The 16,041-nt window shown below is 72.0% G+C and carries 14 protein-coding genes and 1 pseudogene; 11 read left to right on the top strand and 4 right to left on the bottom strand.

The genetic code is table 11. From position 1 onward, the window contains the following. Positions 1-143: 143 nt before the first annotated feature. Both ACFYVR_RS11855 and ACFYVR_RS11850 read right to left on the bottom strand, forming a co-directional pair. Complete coding sequence (locus ACFYVR_RS11855; protein ID WP_387472991.1) at positions 144-980, bottom strand: siderophore-interacting protein; 837 nt, start codon at positions 978-980, stop codon at positions 144-146. Positions 981-1,034: 54 nt separating this feature from the next. Then, positions 1,035-1,631, bottom strand: coding sequence for a flavin reductase family protein (locus tag ACFYVR_RS11850; RefSeq protein WP_387472989.1), 597 nt, complete (start codon positions 1,629-1,631; stop codon positions 1,035-1,037). A gap of 72 nt (positions 1,632-1,703) precedes the next feature. Between ACFYVR_RS11850 and menD the strand changes: the two genes are divergently transcribed. The 7 genes from menD to ACFYVR_RS11815 all read left to right on the top strand — a co-directional run bounded on the left by menD (position 1,704) and on the right by ACFYVR_RS11815 (position 9,596). Continuing rightward, the gene (menD, locus tag ACFYVR_RS11845) at positions 1,704-3,362 is read left to right on the top strand and encodes a 2-succinyl-5-enolpyruvyl-6-hydroxy-3-cyclohexene-1-carboxylic-acid synthase (protein WP_387472987.1); all 1,659 of its coding nucleotides are present in this window, start codon (positions 1,704-1,706) and stop codon (positions 3,360-3,362) included. Continuing rightward, positions 3,359-3,772, top strand: a complete 414-nt coding sequence (locus tag ACFYVR_RS11840; RefSeq protein WP_387472985.1) for a DUF3592 domain-containing protein — start codon at positions 3,359-3,361, stop codon at positions 3,770-3,772. Before menD ends, ACFYVR_RS11840 begins: the two co-directional genes overlap by 4 nt. Before the next feature lie 85 nt (positions 3,773-3,857). Then, on the top strand, positions 3,858-5,015 hold the full coding sequence (locus ACFYVR_RS11835; protein WP_387472983.1) for a glycosyltransferase family 4 protein: 1,158 nt from the start codon (positions 3,858-3,860) through the stop codon (positions 5,013-5,015). Positions 5,016-5,041: 26 nt separating this feature from the next. Further along, positions 5,042-5,740 carry a demethylmenaquinone methyltransferase gene (locus ACFYVR_RS11830; RefSeq protein ID WP_387472981.1) on the top strand — a complete coding sequence of 233 codons (699 nt, stop codon included), beginning with the start codon at positions 5,042-5,044 and terminating at the stop codon, positions 5,738-5,740. 51 nt (positions 5,741-5,791) lie between these two features. Then, a complete protein-coding gene (locus ACFYVR_RS11825; protein ID WP_387473133.1) occupies positions 5,792-8,140 on the top strand; it encodes an ATP-binding protein in 2,349 nt (782 codons plus the stop codon). 185 nt (positions 8,141-8,325) lie between these two features. Then, entirely contained in the window at positions 8,326-9,198 is an 873-nt protein-coding gene (locus ACFYVR_RS11820) for an alpha/beta fold hydrolase (RefSeq protein ID WP_387472979.1), read from the top strand. Then, positions 9,195-9,596: a Zn-ribbon domain-containing OB-fold protein gene (locus ACFYVR_RS11815; RefSeq protein WP_387472977.1), complete on the top strand. Its 402-nt coding sequence runs from the start codon at positions 9,195-9,197 to the stop codon at positions 9,594-9,596. The genes ACFYVR_RS11820 and ACFYVR_RS11815 overlap by 4 nt, the downstream gene beginning before the upstream one ends. 18 nt (positions 9,597-9,614) lie before the next feature. Here the strand turns inward: ACFYVR_RS11815 and ACFYVR_RS11810 are convergent, their stop codons facing one another. Next, the gene (locus ACFYVR_RS11810) at positions 9,615-10,847 is read right to left on the bottom strand and encodes a geranylgeranyl reductase family protein (RefSeq protein ID WP_387472975.1); all 1,233 of its coding nucleotides are present in this window, start codon (positions 10,845-10,847) and stop codon (positions 9,615-9,617) included. Between the two features lie 225 nt (positions 10,848-11,072). Between ACFYVR_RS11810 and ACFYVR_RS11805 the strand changes: the two genes are divergently transcribed. The 4 genes and pseudogenes from ACFYVR_RS11805 to ACFYVR_RS11790 form a co-directional block, all read left to right on the top strand. Continuing rightward, positions 11,073-12,104 (top strand): polyprenyl synthetase family protein, encoded by a 1,032-nt coding sequence (locus ACFYVR_RS11805; protein WP_387472973.1) that lies wholly within the window; start codon positions 11,073-11,075, stop codon positions 12,102-12,104. Between the two features lie 84 nt (positions 12,105-12,188). Then, positions 12,189-13,061, top strand: coding sequence for a zinc metalloprotease HtpX (gene htpX, locus ACFYVR_RS11800; RefSeq protein ID WP_387472971.1), 873 nt, complete (start codon positions 12,189-12,191; stop codon positions 13,059-13,061). 54 nt (positions 13,062-13,115) lie between these two features. Beyond that, positions 13,116-14,924 (top strand): CocE/NonD family hydrolase, encoded by a 1,809-nt coding sequence (locus ACFYVR_RS11795; RefSeq protein ID WP_387472969.1) that lies wholly within the window; start codon positions 13,116-13,118, stop codon positions 14,922-14,924. A 188-nt stretch (positions 14,925-15,112) separates the two neighbouring features. Then, positions 15,113-15,229, top strand: a pseudogene (locus ACFYVR_RS11790) (hypothetical protein); the annotation flags it as partial. Between the two features lie 249 nt (positions 15,230-15,478). Here the strand turns inward: ACFYVR_RS11790 and ACFYVR_RS11785 are convergent. Next, positions 15,479-15,970, bottom strand: coding sequence for a YajQ family cyclic di-GMP-binding protein (locus ACFYVR_RS11785; protein WP_387472967.1), 492 nt, complete (start codon positions 15,968-15,970; stop codon positions 15,479-15,481). Between the last annotated feature and the right edge of the window lie 71 nt (positions 15,971-16,041).

Here is a 16,041-nt window from a genome sequence, read left to right as displayed (position 1 = left end):
CGGCTGGGCCCGACGAATCCCGCGCGGTCCGACACCCCCGCGCCGCCGCCGCTGGGTTGACCCCCGGGCGTTGTTGCCCACTGGGCTGGGGTGGGGTGGGGGGGGGGGGCCCCCCCCACCCCCCACCACTGCGCGAAGCGCAGCTAGCCGGCGGCGTGGCCGAAGCGCCAGAAGCCGGTGAACGCGACCTCCGGCTTCGGCATCCCGCGATCGTTCACCAGGTTGCGGCGGACGCCGGCCGCCAGCGCCTGCTCGCCCGCCACGAACGCGTAGTCGGGCAGGTCGGCGAGCTTCGCCGACCGCACCGCCTCCAGCGCCAGCGTCCCGGGCCGGTCGTGCGGATCGGCGCGGGGCAACCAGTGCACCGTCATCCCGTCCGGCACGCGCAGTTCCTGGGCGTCGTCGGACTGCGGAATCTCCAGGAACACCTCTCCGCACGCGTCGTCCGGTGAGGACCGCAGGATCCCCGCGATCGCGGGCAGGGCGCTCTCGTCGCCGGCCAGCAGCAGGCGGCGGGCCTCCGGGGCGGGGTTGTGGATCAGCCCCTCGTCGAGCAGCGCCACCTCCTCGCCCGGCGTCGCCGACTGCGCCCACGTCGATGCCGGTCCCGCGTCGTCGCCGCTGCCGTGGCACACGAAGTCGATGTCGATCTCGGGGGTGTCGCCGTACCGGGCGTCCGTGGCCGGCCGGTACGACCGGACCGTGTAGTTGCGGATCACCGGCCGGCTCGCCTTCGACATCGCCAGGTACTGGGCGTACCACAGCTTGCTCGTCGTGGTCGGCAGTCGCAGCTCGGATTGTCCGGGCTCGCGCAGGAACAGTCGGAACCACTGGTCGAAGCCCAGCGGGGTGTAGGAGTTCAGGTCCTGCCCGCCGATCGTCACCCGGACGAAGTGGGGGCTGATCTGCTTGCTGCCGAGGACCCGCGCGTGCAGGAATTCGCGGTGCTCGGGTTTGACGTACTTGCTGCGCTTGGCCATCGCCACGTCCTCTGGGTCTCGGTTAGCTCAGGCAATCCTAAGACACCCGGCGGGTCATTCGGGCCGTCCCGGACGCTCGATCACCCGAACCTGCGGCGTCAACCCCCACTCGGTGCGGCCCAGTCTGCTCAGCGGCGCGATCGCCGCGAACGCCGGCAGCCCGTCCTCCGCGAGCACCTCCGAACGCACCGCGACCGCGCGGACCGTGCCCATCACCACGAAGCTGTCACCGACCTCGATCACCCGGTGCAGGCCGCACTCGATCGCGATCGGCGACTCGGCCACGCGGGGCGGCGCCACCAGCGCGCTCGGCTCCCGGGTCAGCCCGACCGCGTCGAACTCGTCGACGTCCGGCGGGAACGTCGCCGAGGTGGCGTTCACGCGCTCGGCCAGCGACTCCGACGCCAGGTTCACCACGAACTCGCCGGTCGCCTCGATGTTCTCCAGGCTGTCCTTGCGGGTCACCGAGGTGAACTGGACGATCGCCGGGGTCACCGAGGCGACCGTGAAGAAGCTGTACGGCGCGAGGTTCGCCACGCCGTCCGCCGAGACCGTCGAGACCCACGCGATGGGCCGCGGGACCACCGACGCCGTCAACAGGGCATACATCCGATGTGCCGAGATCTCGTCGGCATCGAAGAGCGTGCGCATCAGCCCATGGTGCCAAGCGCGCCCGTCCGCCCCCTGAACCGGTCCGCCGTGTTCGTCTGACACCCTGGACACGTGAATCCGTCCACCGCCCAGGCCACCGCTGTCGTCGACGAACTGATCCGCGGCGGGGTCCGTGACGTCGTGCTCTGCCCGGGTTCGCGCAACGCCCCGCTGGCCTTCGCGCTGCAGGCCGCCGACGCCGCCGGACGGGTGCGGCTGCACCTGCGGATCGACGAGCGCACCGCCGGATTCCTGGCGCTCGGACTGGCCGTCTCGTCCGGTCGGCCGGTGCCGATCGTGATGACCTCCGGGACCGCCGTCGCGAACCTCGGCCCGGCCGTGCTCGAGGCCAACTACGCCCGGGTTCCGCTCGTGGTGCTGTCCGCGAACCGGCCCTACGAGATGCTCGGCACCGGCGCCAACCAGACCGTCGAACAGCTCGGCCTGTTCGGCACGCAGGTCCGCGCCACGATCAGCCTCGGGCTCGCCGAGGAGGGCAGCACCGAGGGGCCGCTTCGCGGGCTCCACTCCAGCGACCAGAACAGCCAGTGGCGGTCGGCGGTGTGCCGGGTGCTCGCCGCCGCCCGCGGCACCCGCTCCGGCAACGCCGGACCCGTCCACTTCGACATCCCACTGCGCGAACCCCTCGTCCCGGACGTCCACCCCCAGGGTCCCGCGCCGGAGGGCAGGCCCGGCGGCGCCTCCTGGACCACCACCGTGCACGCCACCCTCGACGTGCCGCTCGAGATCGACCTCACTCCCGACACCGTCGTGATCTCCGGCCACGGGTCGGCGCACCGCCCCGAACTCGTCGGGCTGCCCACGGTCGCCGAACCGACCGCACCGCTGCACGGGCTGCCGCTGCATCCGCTCGCGTTGCCGCAGCTCAATCCGCGGCAGGCGATCATCACCGGTCGCCCGACCCTGCACCGGCCGGTGTCGAAGCTGCTCGCCGACCCGCGGGTGTCGGTGTTCGCGCTGACCACCGGCCCCCGCTGGCCCGACGTCTCCGGCAACGTGGTCGCCACCGGCACCCGCGCCGTCGTGCGCGGCGCCCCGACGCAGGCCTGGACCGAGCGGTGCAGGCACCTCACCGAGCACGCGGACAAGGCGGTGCGGCAACAGCTGTCCACGCACCCGCGACCGACCGGACTGCACGTCGCCGCAGCCGTCGTCGACGCCCTGCACGACGGCGACCAGCTGCTGCTCGGCGCGTCCAACCCGGTCCGCGACGCCGCCCTCGTCGGATACCCGCGGCCCGGCGTCCGGGTGCTGTCGAACCGCGGCGTCGCCGGTATCGACGGCACCGTCTCCGCCGCGGTCGGCGCGGCCCTGGCCGCCGACGCCGCGGGCGCGGGCCGCACCGTCGCACTGATGGGCGACCTGACGTTCCTGCACGACGCATCCGGGCTGCTGATCGGTACCGGGGAGCCGCGACCGAAGGACCTGACGATCGTCGTCGCCAACGATGACGGCGGCGGCATCTTCGAACTCCTCGAACAGGGCGATCCGCAGTACGCGGGCGTCTTCGAGCGAATCTTCGGCACCCCGCACGGTATGGACCTGTCGGCACTGTGCGCCGCCTACCGCGTCGCGCACCGCGCCGTCACCCCCGACGAGCTGACCGCGGAGCTCGCGCAGCCGTTCGGCGGCGGCGTCCGGGTGCTCGAGGTCGCCACCGACCGCTCCGGGCTGCGGGAACTGCACGCCGCGATCCGGGCGCAACTGTGACCGAGACGGCGACGCGGCGGACGATCCGCGCGGTGCTCGTCGTCGCGGCCGGGATCTCGCTGCTCGCGGTCCTGCTCGTCCTCGCCGCCTGGCGCAACGACCACACCATCAACTCCGACAAGGGTGTGGCCACCGCGGAGGTCCTGTCGGCGGGTGCCCTCCGGTCGGCGGTCAGCTTCGTGACCCCGGACGGCGTCACCCACACCCCGCGGCTGGGCGTCCTGTACCCGACCAACCTGACCGCCGGTCAGCGCATCGACGTCGAGTACGCTCGCTCCGACCCCGACCTGGTGCGCGTCTCGGGCCGGGACGTGCGGGTGGCACTGGTCCCGGCCGGGTCGGTGATCGTGGTGACGTGGCTGATCGTCGGGCCGGTCCTGTGGTTCCTGCGCCGGCGCCGACCGGACTGACTGGCACACACCGGTCGCCGGGAGTTCGTGTCGGCTTCACCCGCTGCGCCCGCGCCCGTCGCGGGCGCGGCCCACACTGGTGGACGTGCGCATAGCCGTTGTCGCCGAATCGTTCCTGCCGAACGTGAACGGGGTCAGCCACTCGGTGGTCCGGGTGGTCGAGCATCTGCGTCGGTGCGGGCACCCCGTCCTGATCGTGGCCCCCGGAGTCCCGGGCGGACGCGCCCACAGCGGTCCACGCGCCGCGACCGAGCACGCCGGGGTGCCCGTGCACCGGGTCCCCGCGGTGCAGGTGCCGCGGATCAGTTCGCTGCCCGTCGGCATCCCGCAGCCCTCGATGCTGACGGCGATGCGCGAATTCGCCCCCGACGTCGTGCACCTGGCGTCGCCGTTCCTGCTCGGCGCCGGGGGACTGGCCGCCGCCCATCGGATCGGCGTCCCCGCCGTCGCGGTCTACCAGACCGACGTCGCCGGGTTCGCCCGCAGCTACGGGCTCGGGTTGACCAGCCGCGCCGCGTGGCGCTGGACGCGGCGCGTGCACCGCGGCGCGGCCCGCACCCTGGCTCCCTCGACCGCGGCGGCGGACGACCTGATCGCGCAGGGCGTGCCGCGGGTGTACCTGTGGGGGCGCGGCGTGGACGCGGTCCGGTTCGCCCCGACCCGACGCGACCGTGCGCTGCGGTCGAGCTGGGACCCGGGCGGGACGCGGACGATCGTCGGCTACGTCGGAAGGCTCGCGCCCGAGAAGCACGTCGAGCGGTTGGCGGTCCTCGCCGAGGACCCCTCGGTGCAACTGGTGGTGGTCGGGGACGGCCCGGAGCGGGACCGGCTGACCCGGATGATGCCGTCGGCGGTGTTCACCGGCCACCTCGGCGGCGACGACCTCGCCCGCGCCTACGCCGGCCTCGACGTCTTCGTGCACCCGGGCGAACACGAGACGTTCTGCCAGGCCGTCCAGGAGGCACTCGCCAGCGGCGTCCCGGTGATCGGGCCCGACGCCGGTGGTCCCCGCGACCTCGTCGAGCACTGCCGCAACGGCTACCTGCTGCCCGTCGACCGGTTCACCGAACTGCTCCCCAGCGCCGTGGCCGCACTGCGCGACCCGCTGCTGCGCACCCGGTTCGGGGAGGCGGCCCGCCGGTCGGTGCTGCGCCGCACCTGGCCCGCCGTGTGCGGCGAACTGCTCGGGCACTACGCGCAGGTGATGGACCCGCCGCGCATCACGGAGCGCCGGACCGCGTGAGCAGTCGCGCCTGTACGGTTGGCGGTGTGGCAGCAACCAATGGCTCGCGGGCCTCGCTGGAGAAGGAACCGCACGAGGTCGCGTCGATGTTCGACGGCGTCGCGCGGCGGTACGACCTGACGAACACCGTCCTGTCGTTCGGGCAGGACCGGCAGTGGCGCAAGGCGACCCGCGCGGCGCTCGACCTGAAGCCGGGGGAGCGGGTCCTCGACCTCGCGGCCGGCACCGGGGTGTCGACCGTCGAGCTCGGACGTTCCGGCGCCTGGGTCGTCGCCACCGACTTCTCGAAGGGCATGCTGCATGCCGGTGCCTCCCGCCGGGTGCCCATGGTCGCGGGCGACGCGATGGCCCTGCCCTACGCCGACGCCGTGTTCGACGCCGCCACCATCTCCTTCGGTCTGCGCAACGTCTCGGACTTCGAGGCCGGTCTGCGCGAGATCGCCCGGGTCACCAAGCCGGGCGGCCGCCTCGTGGTCAGCGAATTCTCCACCCCGACCTTCGGTCCGTTCCGCACCCTCTACATGGAGTACCTGATGCGGGCCCTGCCCCGGGTGGCGCGGGCCGTCAGCTCCAACCCGGACGCCTACGTCTACCTCGCCGAGTCGATCCGTGCCTGGCCTCCGCAGGAGGAGCTGGCCCGGACCATCGAGGCCGCGGGCTGGCGAGACGTCCAGTGGCGCAACTTGACCGGCGGAATCGTCGCACTGCATCGCGCCCGTCGGTAATACTCGGGCGGGTGGGGCCGCCTTGGGGGGAAGGACGGGAGTGTCGCGATGATGAAGCAGTCCGCCGGTAGCGGGGCGCAGGGGAATCTGCCTCAGGAACTGACCAGTTTCGTCGGACGTCGCCGCGAACTCATCGAAGCGCGCCGCCTGCTGTCGGTGTCGCGGCTCGTCACGCTCACCGGCATCGGTGGGGTCGGGAAGACGCGGCTGGCGCTGCGGGTCGCCGACGACGCACGGCGCACGTTCGCCGACGGCGTGTGGCTCGTCGAACTGGGCGAACTGCACGACCCCGATCTCGTCCCGGACACGGTCGCCGCCGCGCTCGGACTGCGTGAGCAGCCCGGGCTGCCGCCGCTGACCCTGCTCACCGAGCACCTGGCGTCGCGGAACCTGCTGCTGCTGCTCGACAACTGCGAACACCTCGTCGACGCCGTCGCCGACCTCGCCGGAGCGCTGCTGCGGACCTGCCCCGACCTGCGGGTCCTCGCGACCAGCCGGGAACCGCTCGCGATCGGGGCCGAGGCGGTGCTGCGGGTGCCGTCGCTGACCGTCCCCGACCCCGAACGGCCACCCCGACTGCAGGGGCTGCCCCACTACGAGGCGATCTCCCTGTTCGTCGAGCGCGCCGCGGCCGCCGTCCCGGGCTTCGCGCTGTCCGAGGCGAACCACGTCGTCGTCGCCGCGATCTGTCACCGGCTGGACGGCCTGCCGCTGCCGATCGAACTGGCCGCGGTGCGGCTGCGCGCGATGTCGCCCGAGCAGATTCTCGACCGGCTCACCGACCGCTGCCAGCTGTTGACGAAGGGCAGTCGCGGCGCCCCGACCCGGCAGCAGTCCCTGCGGATGAGCATCGACTGGAGCCACGAACTGTGCAGCGAGGTCGAACAGACGCTCTGGCACCGGCTGTCGGTGTTCGCGGGGAGTGTCGAACTCGACGCCGCGGAGGGTGTGTGCGGCGGCGACCTGTCGTCGATGGACCTGCTCGACGGGCTCGCGTCGCTCGTCGACAAGTCGATCCTGATCCGCGAGGAGGCGGCGGGCACGGTCCGGTACCGGATGCTCGAGACTCTCCGCGAGTACGGTCACGAGAAACTGCGTGACGCCGGGACGTACACCGACCAGCAGCGCAGGCACCGGGACTGGTACGAGGCATTGGCGAGGTCCGCCGAGGCCGAATGGATCGGACCGGACCAGGTCGAGTGGATCCGGCGCCTCGACCGCGAACAACCCAACCTCAGGGACGCGACGAGCTTCTGCGTCACCGAACCAGGCGAGGTGGACGCCGGGCTGAGGATGGCCGCCGCGCTGTATCCGTACTGGTTGTGCCGCGGCATGTCCAGCGAGGGCAGGCACTGGCTGGACCGGGTCCTCGACCGCGACCCCGACCGCCCCGACCTCGACCGGGTCAGGGCGCTGTACGTGGACAGTGTCCTCGCGGGCACGCAGGGCGACCTGCCGCGGGCCCAGGCCCTGGTGTCGCGGTGCCAGGCGGTGGCGGACGCGCTCGGCGATCCGCGCGCCGAGTTGCTGGCGAACCTGGCGTCGGCGTCCGTGGCGCTGTTCGCGGGCCGTCTCGCCGAGGCCATCGCGGGCTTCGACGTCGTCATCGCCCGCTTCCGGGAGGAGGGTGACCTGCTGCGCCTGACCACCGCGCTGGTCGGGTGTGCGGTCGCGGCGGGTGTCGTCGGCGAGGAGGACAAGGCGATCGCGTGCCACGAGGAGGTCCTCGACATCACCGAGGAGCACGGGGAGTCGGCGATCCGTGAGTACTCGCTGCTCGCGGTGGCGCTCCATCGGTGGTCGGACGAGCCCGACACGGCGACCGATCTGGTCGAACAGGGACTGCGCCTGAGTCGGGTCGTCGACGACCCCCTCGGCTGCAGCTCCTGCGTCGAGGTACTCGCCTGGATCGCCGCCGCCGACGGCCGGTACCGCCGCGCCGCGGTGCTGATGGGGGCGGCGCAGGCGCGGTCGCAGGCCGTGGGCAGTCCGACGGTGCTCGTGCCCAACGTGCTGATCCACCACGAGGAGGCGGAGAAGCGGACCCGCGACGCGCTGGCCGACTCGGTGTTCGAGTCGGCCCTGCGGCAGGGGCGGTCGATGACGTGTGACGAGGTGGTCGCGTACGCGCTCGGCGAGCAGCAGGCCGCCGCGCTGCCGCCGGTGGAGGTTGTCGCCCTGACCCGGCGCGAACAGCAGGTCGCGGAGCTGGTCGCGCAGGGGCTGACGAACAAGGCGATCGCCGCGAAGCTGGTGATCTCGCAGCGGACCGCGCAGGGGCACGTCGAGCACGTACTCGCGAAACTGGGCTTCAACTCCCGCACGCAGATCGCCGCGTGGGTGGTGGAGCAGGCCCAGGTCGGGCCGGGTTCCGGCACCGTCGGGGCACCTGCGAACTGACTCGCGATTTCCTGTGAACGCAGGTACCTGGAAACCCGAAAACAGGTACCCGTCCGGGTAGTTCGACCGTCGTGGACTTCCGCTCGACCAGGCACCGTGATGGACGTCTCAACCAGCATCGTCGCCGGGGCGCAGGCAGTTCCGGCGACACCACGGCAGCCAGTGCCCCGAAGTCGAGGTCCCCGATGTACGAGTTCGCAGTACCTTCGTCGCCCACCGACGTCCAACCGCCGTCCCACGACATCCGATGGCGGCGGGTCCGCGTCGATCGTTCCCCCGTCTCCTACGCGGTGGGTGGTCATGGGCGGCCGGTGGTGTTCCTGCACGGCTGGGGGATCGGCCCCGCCTCCTACCAGGCGGCCATCCGGGAACTCGCCCACCGCGGGGTGCGGGTGTACGCGCCGGCCATGCCCGGTCTCGGCGGTACCCCGGAACTGCCCACGGGGGAGCGGAACCTGGACGGGTACGCGCGCTGGGTCGGCCGGTTCATCGACGAGGTCGGCATCCGCGGGCCGGTGACGATCGTCGGGCACTCGTTCGGCGGTGGTGTCGCCACTCGCGCCGCGCACGACCTGCCCGACCACGTCGAGGAACTCGTCCTCGTCAACTCCGTTGGCGGCGCCGTCTGGTCGTCCCAGTCCGGGATCGAACGGCACATCGGCGAGCGGCCGCTGTGGGACTGGGTGCTGCAACTGCAGGCCGACGCCATCGGCTCCCGGTCGATCGGTCAGGTCCTCGGTGCGGTCGCCGGGGTGGCGCTGCCGAACGTTCTGCGCGCACCGATGGCGGTGTGGCGCTCCGCGCACCTGGCCCGCACCGCGGACCTGCGGCCCGAACTGTCCCGGCTCGCCGAACGCGGGTTGCCGGTGACGCTGCTGTGGGGCACCAGCGACACCGTGATCCCGGTGGCCAGCTTCGAATCGATCCGGACCGCACTCGGCGATCCGAACGTCGTGATGGTGCCCGGCAACCACTGCTGGCCCATCGGTGAGCCGGGGCAGTTCGCCGAGGCGATGACCCGGATCCTGGTCCGCGAGCAGGAATCGGTGTCGGCATGAGCGTGGAGGCGATCACCCGGCCGCTCGAGGCCGAGCCGCACCCCGTCGCTCCGCTCGCCCCGCCGACGTTCATGCTGCGGTCCTGCGGGCCCTGCACCACCCTGTCCGGGCCCGACGCCTGGGTCTGCCCGACGTGCGGCGGCCCCCTCGACTCGGTGCCGTCGACCGGTCGCGGCACCGTGCTGTCCTGGGCGCAACTCGACCCCGCGACGGCGGCGGCCCCGCACGCGCAGCCCGGGCTCGACCCCCTGACCATCGCGATCGTCGAGCTCGACGAGGGGCCTTGGATCTACGCGACGATCGAGGGCGACGAGCCCGGCCCGGCCCGGGGTCGGGCGCGGGTGGCCTTCCTCCGGGAGCCGGTGGTCGGGCGGTTCCCGGCGTTCGGGCTCTCGTGAATGCGCGGTCGTCGCGGATCAGCTGAACGGCGGCCGGGAGTCCACGCGCAGCGACGTCGCCCCGGCCGCACGCCAGGCTCGGGCGGTCAGGTCGGTGTCCGCGTCGGTGACGAGGTTGCCCATCACCCGGACCGCGACCGTCATCAGCGCCCGTGACCGCATGGCGACCGGACCGCTCACGGGCAGCGTCCGCGGCACCGTCAGCAGGCCCGCCAGACGGCGGGCGACGGAGAAGGCACGTCCGTAGCGCTGACGCAGCAGCGCGGGCCACAGGTCGGTCAGGTCGCCCGCCGACAGGGCGTCCGCCACCATCCGGCCCGTTTCGAGGCCGTAGTCGATGCCCTCCCCGTTGAGCGGGTTCACGCAGGCCGCGGCGTCGCCGATCAACGCCCAGTTCCGGCCGGCCACCCCCGACACCGCACCGCCCATCGGAAGCAGCGCCGACGCCACCGACCGGATCGGGCCGTCCAGCTCCCAGTCGGTGCGACGCGCGCTCGCGTACAGCTCGATCAGCGGCCGCAGCGCCCCCGGTGCCGGGCGGGCGGCGGTCGCGAGCGTCCCGACCCCGATGTTGACGCGTCCCCCGCCCAGCGGAAACACCCAGCCGTACCCGGACTGCACCGTGCCCGCGGCGTCACGCAGCTCGAGATGCGAGGTGATCCACTCGTCGTCGGAGCGTCCCGAGTCGACGTAGGCGCGGGCCGCGACGCCGTACGCGGTGTCGCGGTGCCACTGCCTGCCCAGCTGCTTGCCGAGGGTCGAGCGCACGCCGTCGGCGACGATCAGGTGGTCGCACCGCACGGTCCGGGGTCCGTCCGCGGTGGCCAGCGTCACCGCGCGGACCGCGTCGCCGTCGCGGTCGACGCCGACGGCCTTCGCGCCCTGCACCATCGCCGCACCCGCGTCGACGGCGACGCGCCGGATCCGGTCGTCGAGTTCGGTGCGCGGCACCGCGCTGCCGGTGACGGGAAACGACCCCTCGGGCCACGGCATGTGCAGCTCCCGGCCGAAACCCGTCAGGCGCAGACCGCGATTGACCGGGCGGCCGGACAACCAGTCGCCGAGGCCCAGGTGCCGCAGCTCCGTGATCGCCCGGGGGGTCAGACCGTCACCGCACGTCTTGTCACGGGGGAACGTGGCGGCATCGGCGAGGACCACGTCGCGGCCCTCCCGGGCCGCCCACGCCGCGGCGGCTGCCCCCGCCGGACCTGCCCCGACGACCAGCACCTCGGCTCGCTCGGGGACCGTCACCGGATCGCTCGAGACGAATGTGGGCGAGTCGGGCTCGGAAGGCGAAGGGACCACGGCAGTATCTTGTCAGTCCCGTCACGAAACGTGTCCGGCCGCCCGACTCGATCCCGGTCAGCCGTCGCGGCGACGGATTCACTACCGTGAACCGGACAGCGGTCGCGTGGCGCGGCTGCGACCGTTCGGTGTCGTTGTTGTCGGGTGTTGCCGGGTGTCTCGGAGAACAGGATGGGTACTGAGATCGTGAGCACGAGCGAAGTGGCGAACACCGTCGTCGCCGGTGTGGATCTGGGCGACCAGGCGCTGGCCGACGTGGTGCGGACGGGGCTGGCCGACGTCGAGGCGTTGCTGGTCAGTGAGCTGTCCGACGGCGAGGACTTCCTCACGGAGGCGGCGCTGCACCTGGCCAAGGCCGGCGGCAAGCGGTTCCGTCCGCTGTTCACGGTCCTCACCGCGCAGCTGGGGCCCCGCGGCACCGACCCTGCGGTCGTCACCGCGGCGACGGTCGTCGAACTGGTGCACCTGGCGACGCTGTACCACGACGACGTGATGGACGAGGCGTCGATGCGGCGCGGCGCGCCCAGCGCGAACTCCCGCTGGGGCAACAGCATCGCGATCCTCGCCGGCGACTACCTGTTCGCGCACGCCTCCCGGTTGGTCTCGACACTGGGCCCGGACGCGGTCCGGATCATCGCCGAGACGTTCGCGGCGCTGGTCACCGGGCAGATGCGCGAGACGATCGGGGCGCAAGAGGAGCAGGACCCGGTCGAGCACTACCTGAAGGTGGTGTGGGAGAAGACCGGGTCGCTGATCGCCGCGTGCGGACGGTTCGGTGGCACCTTCTCCGGCGCGTCCCCCGACGACGTCGTGCGGCTCGAGCGGCTCGGTGACGCGGTCGGGACGGCGTTCCAGATCTCCGACGACATCATCGACATCTCGTCGGTGTCCGCGCAGTCCGGCAAGACACCCGGCACCGACCTGCGGGAGGGGGTGCACACCCTGCCGGTCCTGTACGCGCTGCGGGACGAGGGTGCGGACGCGGACCGCCTGCGGGTGCTGCTCGACGGACCGGTCACCGACGACGACGAGGTGGCCGAGGCTCTGGTCCTGCTGGAGCGGTCGGCGGGGATGGTCGCGGCGAAGGCGAAGCTCGCGGAGTCCGCGCGGTCCGCTCACGCCCAGCTGGCCGAGCTGCCGCAGGGACCGGCGAACGAGGCGTTGCGCCGGCTCGTCGACTACACCGTCGAACGCGTCGGCTGAGAGGTGTCCGGGTGGGACCCGATCGGGAACCCTGCCAGGCATTTCTTCGTTCACCTCTGAGGACCAGTGAGAGAAGGGACGGCCGTGCACCGGTATTCGAACGGGATCAAGACCTTCGTGTTGCTCGTCGGAATGTCGGCCCTGATCGTCTTCATCGGTGCGCTGTTCCGGAACCCGACGATCCTGGTGTTCTCGGTGGTACTCGCCGTGGGCGTGAACGCCTACGCGTACTTCAACAGCGACAAGCTGGCGCTGCGGGCGATGCACGCACAGCCGATCACCGAGGTGGAGGCACCGGTCATCTACCGGATCGTGCGTGAGCTCGCCACCGCCGCGCACCAGCCGATGCCGCGGCTGTACATCAGCCCGACCGCGGCACCGAACGCGTTCGCGACGGGACGCAATCCGCGCAACGCCGCGGTCTGCTGCACGTCGGGCATCCTGCAGATCCTCGACGAAAGGGAGCTGCGGGCGGTGCTCGGGCACGAGCTGTCGCACGTGTACAACCGCGACATCCTGATCTCGTCGGTGGCCGGGGCGATGGCCGCGGTGATCTCCGGGTTGGCGAACATGGCGATGTTCGCGGGGATGTTCGGTGGTCGCGGCGAGGACCGACCCAACCCCCTGGCGATGCTGCTGGTCTCCCTGCTCGGGCCGATCGCGGCGTCGGTGGTGAAGATGGCGGTCTCGCGGTCCCGCGAGTACCAGGCGGACCAGTCCGGCGCCGAACTGACCGGGGATCCGCTCGCGCTGGCCTCGGCGCTGCGCAAGCTCGAGCGCGGGACGCAGGCCGCTCCGCTGGCCCCGGAACCGAAGATCGCCGCGCAGTCGCACATGATGATCGCCAACCCGTTCCGGGCGGGCGACAAGATGAGCCGGATCTTCTCGACGCACCCGCCGATGGCGGACCGCATCGCGCGCCTCGAGAACATGGCCGGACGCCGTTTGCCGGACTGAGCCCGCCCCCGTGGCGTAGGTTCACGTCCCAGACGACACGAGGCGGTGGGGCGGATGGCTCGTACGGTGCCTGCCTCGGTCCTGGCAGTCGTCGCGGGGATCGTCCTGTCCCTCGCGGCGCCGTCGGCCGCGGCCGCGGCCGAATCCGGTGTCACCGTCCAGCCCCTCTGGTTCGACACCACCGTCGGCCCGGACGGCTCGCAGCACTGCACCGTCGAGGGCGACCTGTACGTTCCGGCCGGGGTGTCCGCGGACCACCCGGCGCCCGCGGTCCTCACCACACACGGATTCGGCCAGGACAAGAACGCCAGGCGCCCGGCCGCCGAGTTCCTCGCCGCCCGGGGCTACGTGGTCCTCGCGTACTCGGGTCTCGGCTTCGGCGGATCCGGCTGCAAGGTGACCCTGGACAGTCCCGACGCCGATGGCCGGGCCGCATCCGACCTCGTCGGGTACCTCGGCGGTACCGACGGGGTCGCGTACCTCGACGCGGCGCGGACGCGTCCGGCGCCCGTTCTCGACCTCGTCGTCCGGGACGCCGTCGCCCACGACGGGCAGGCGCACGCTGATGACCCGCGGGTCGGCATGGTCGGCGGCTCCTACGGTGGCGCGGTGCAGTTCGCGGCTGCCGCCGTGGACCCGCGAATCGACGCGATCGTGCCGATGATCACCTGGAACGACCTGAGCTACTCGCTGGCACCGAACAGCACCGGTGCCATCACCGGCGTCAGCAGCACGGTTCCCGGTGCGACCAAGGCGTCGTGGACGACCGTCTTCACCTCGGCCGGGCTGATCGCGCCGGGCCAGGCCGGCTATCGGGGCGACCCGACGAAGCTGCTGGGCTGCCCCAACTTCGACGACCGGACCTGCGGTGCACTGGTGACCTCACTGACCCAGGGCTTCCCGGATCCGCTGGCCGTGCAGTTCCTGCGATCGGTGTCGGTTGCGTCCTACGTGGACCGCGTCCGGATTCCGGTGCTGCTGATACAGGGCGAAGAGGACACCCTGTTCAACCTGAACGAGGCGCGGGCCACGTTCGACGCGCTGCAGGCGCAGGGCACCGAGGTCGCGATGATCTGGCAGAAGAACGGCCACTCGACCGGCGCGGCAGGTCCGGGGCTGCGGGCGATCTCGAATCCCGACCCGGCTTCGCAGTACACGACCGCGCGTTACCTCGACTGGTTCGACCACCACCTGAAGGGGGCGCCGGTCGGCACCGGACCCACCTTCGCGTACTTCCGGGACTGGACGGCCGCCCCCGCCGACGACGCGAGCGGGTACGTGGCGGCGCCCTCGCCGGACGTGGGGGAGCCGCGGTCGCTGTACCTGTCCGCCGACGGCCGACTGGTCGCCGCGCCCGGCGCGATCGGTCCCGGAACACAGACGTTCTCCACGCCGGCCGCCGGCGTCGCCGCCGGGTCGACACCGTCGAACGTCCGCGTCGATCCCGGGCCCCGCCCCGAGAACCAGCCGCCCGGTGCCGCCGTCGGCTGGACGTCGGAGGCGGTCGACGCTCCGACGGACGTCGTGGGCGCGCCCACTCTGACCGTCCGGGTGGCGACGCCGACGCCGGTCACCGGCGACCTCGATGCCGTCGTGGTCTTCGCCAAGCTCTACGACGTGGCGCCCGACGGCACCGCCACGCTGATCAACGGGCAGGTCGCACCGGTACGGATCGTCGACCCGGGCGCCCTGACCGAGGTGACGTTGCCCGTGATCGTGCACCGGTTCGACACCGGCCACAGCGTGCGGGTCGTGCTCGCCGGCAGTGACTCCAACTTCCGCGGCGGCCTCGTACCGCGCGAGGTGAGCATCGTCACGGGTGATCCGGTGCAGCGGTTGGTGTTGCCGATCGTCGGGGGCTGACTCGGCCCGGAGCGATCTCGGGCATTCTCGGACGCATGAATTCCCAGGCCGGCGTGGATTCGCCGTAGCCCCAGGCGACGCCGACGGTGACGCACCGCACCTCGTCGACCGCCCTGTCCTCCGCCGATCGGCTGCTGATCAGCCTGCTCGTCGTCGCCTCGTTCGTGGTGATCCTGAACGAGACCGTCATGGGCGTCGCGCTGCCGCGCCTGAGGACGGACCTGAACGTCACCGCGGGCACCGCCCAGTGGCCGACCACCGCGTTCCTGCTCACCACGGCGACCGTCATCCCCGCGACCGGCCATCTGCTGCAACGATTCTCGATCCGGGTGATTTTCGTCACCGCGATGTCGCTGTCAGTCTCGGCACGCTCCTCGCGGCGACCGCGCCCGGCTTCGAGGTGCTGCTGGCGGCCCGGGGTGGTCGCGTCGACGTTCGTACGGCAGGGTCCCGGCACCGCACGCGGAATCGGTGCCGACCGGCGCCTGACCCGGCTCCGGAAAGCAGGACGCGCCGGTCACCCCGTCGGGGTGGCCGGCGCGTCCGCCGTGTCGCTACCGGTAGTTGACGAACTGGAGCGCGATGCCGAAGTCCTCGCCCTTGAGCAGGGCGATGACGGCTTGGAGGTCGTCGCGCTTCTTGCTGCTCACCCGCAGCTCGTCACCCTGGATCTGCGCCTTGACGCCCTTCGGGCCCTCGTCGCGGATCTTCTTGGAGATTTTCTTCGCGTTCTCGGTGCTGATGCCCTGCACCAGTGACCCGCTGAGCTTGTAGACCTTGCCCGACTGCGCAGGTTCGCCCGCGTCGAAGGCCTTGAGCGAGATGTCGCGGCGGATCAGCTTCTCCTTGAACACGTCGAGAGCCGCCTTGAGCCGCTCCTCGGTTTCGGCGGTCAGGGTGATCGACTCCTCGCCGGACCACTCGATGGCCGCGCCGGTGCCCCGGAAGTCGAAGCGCGTGTTCAGCTCCTTCTCGGCCTGGTGCAGCGCGTTGTCCACTTCCTGCCGGTCCACCTTGCTCACCACATCGAAGGACGAATCCGCCACGTCTTTCTCCCTACCTCGTCGGTCTCGACCCCGTCCGGGGGCTCGAGAACCCACGATAACCACACGGTTTG

This window comes from Rhodococcus sp. NPDC003318 (assembly GCF_042879035.1).
In the GTDB taxonomy this organism is placed as follows: domain Bacteria; phylum Actinomycetota; class Actinomycetes; order Mycobacteriales; family Mycobacteriaceae; genus Rhodococcus_G.
This window is presented reverse-complemented; position numbering and strand designations above follow the sequence as displayed.

Excerpts from the sequence above, each read along its gene's own strand:
- ACFYVR_RS11820 (WP_387472979.1), top strand. The coding sequence starts at position 8,326 with ATGTACGAGTTCGCAGTACCTTCGTCGCCCACCGACGTCCAACCGCCG.
- ACFYVR_RS11850 (WP_387472989.1), bottom strand. The coding sequence starts at position 1,631 with ATGCGCACGCTCTTCGATGCCGACGAGATCTCGGCACATCGGATGTAT.
- ACFYVR_RS11855 (WP_387472991.1), bottom strand. The coding sequence starts at position 980 with ATGGCCAAGCGCAGCAAGTACGTCAAACCCGAGCACCGCGAATTCCTG.
- ACFYVR_RS11795 (WP_387472969.1), top strand. The coding sequence starts at position 13,116 with ATGGCTCGTACGGTGCCTGCCTCGGTCCTGGCAGTCGTCGCGGGGATC.
- ACFYVR_RS11805 (WP_387472973.1), top strand. The coding sequence starts at position 11,073 with ATGGGTACTGAGATCGTGAGCACGAGCGAAGTGGCGAACACCGTCGTC.
- ACFYVR_RS11825 (WP_387473133.1), top strand. The coding sequence starts at position 5,792 with ATGAAGCAGTCCGCCGGTAGCGGGGCGCAGGGGAATCTGCCTCAGGAA.
- ACFYVR_RS11815 (WP_387472977.1), top strand. The coding sequence starts at position 9,195 with ATGAGCGTGGAGGCGATCACCCGGCCGCTCGAGGCCGAGCCGCACCCC.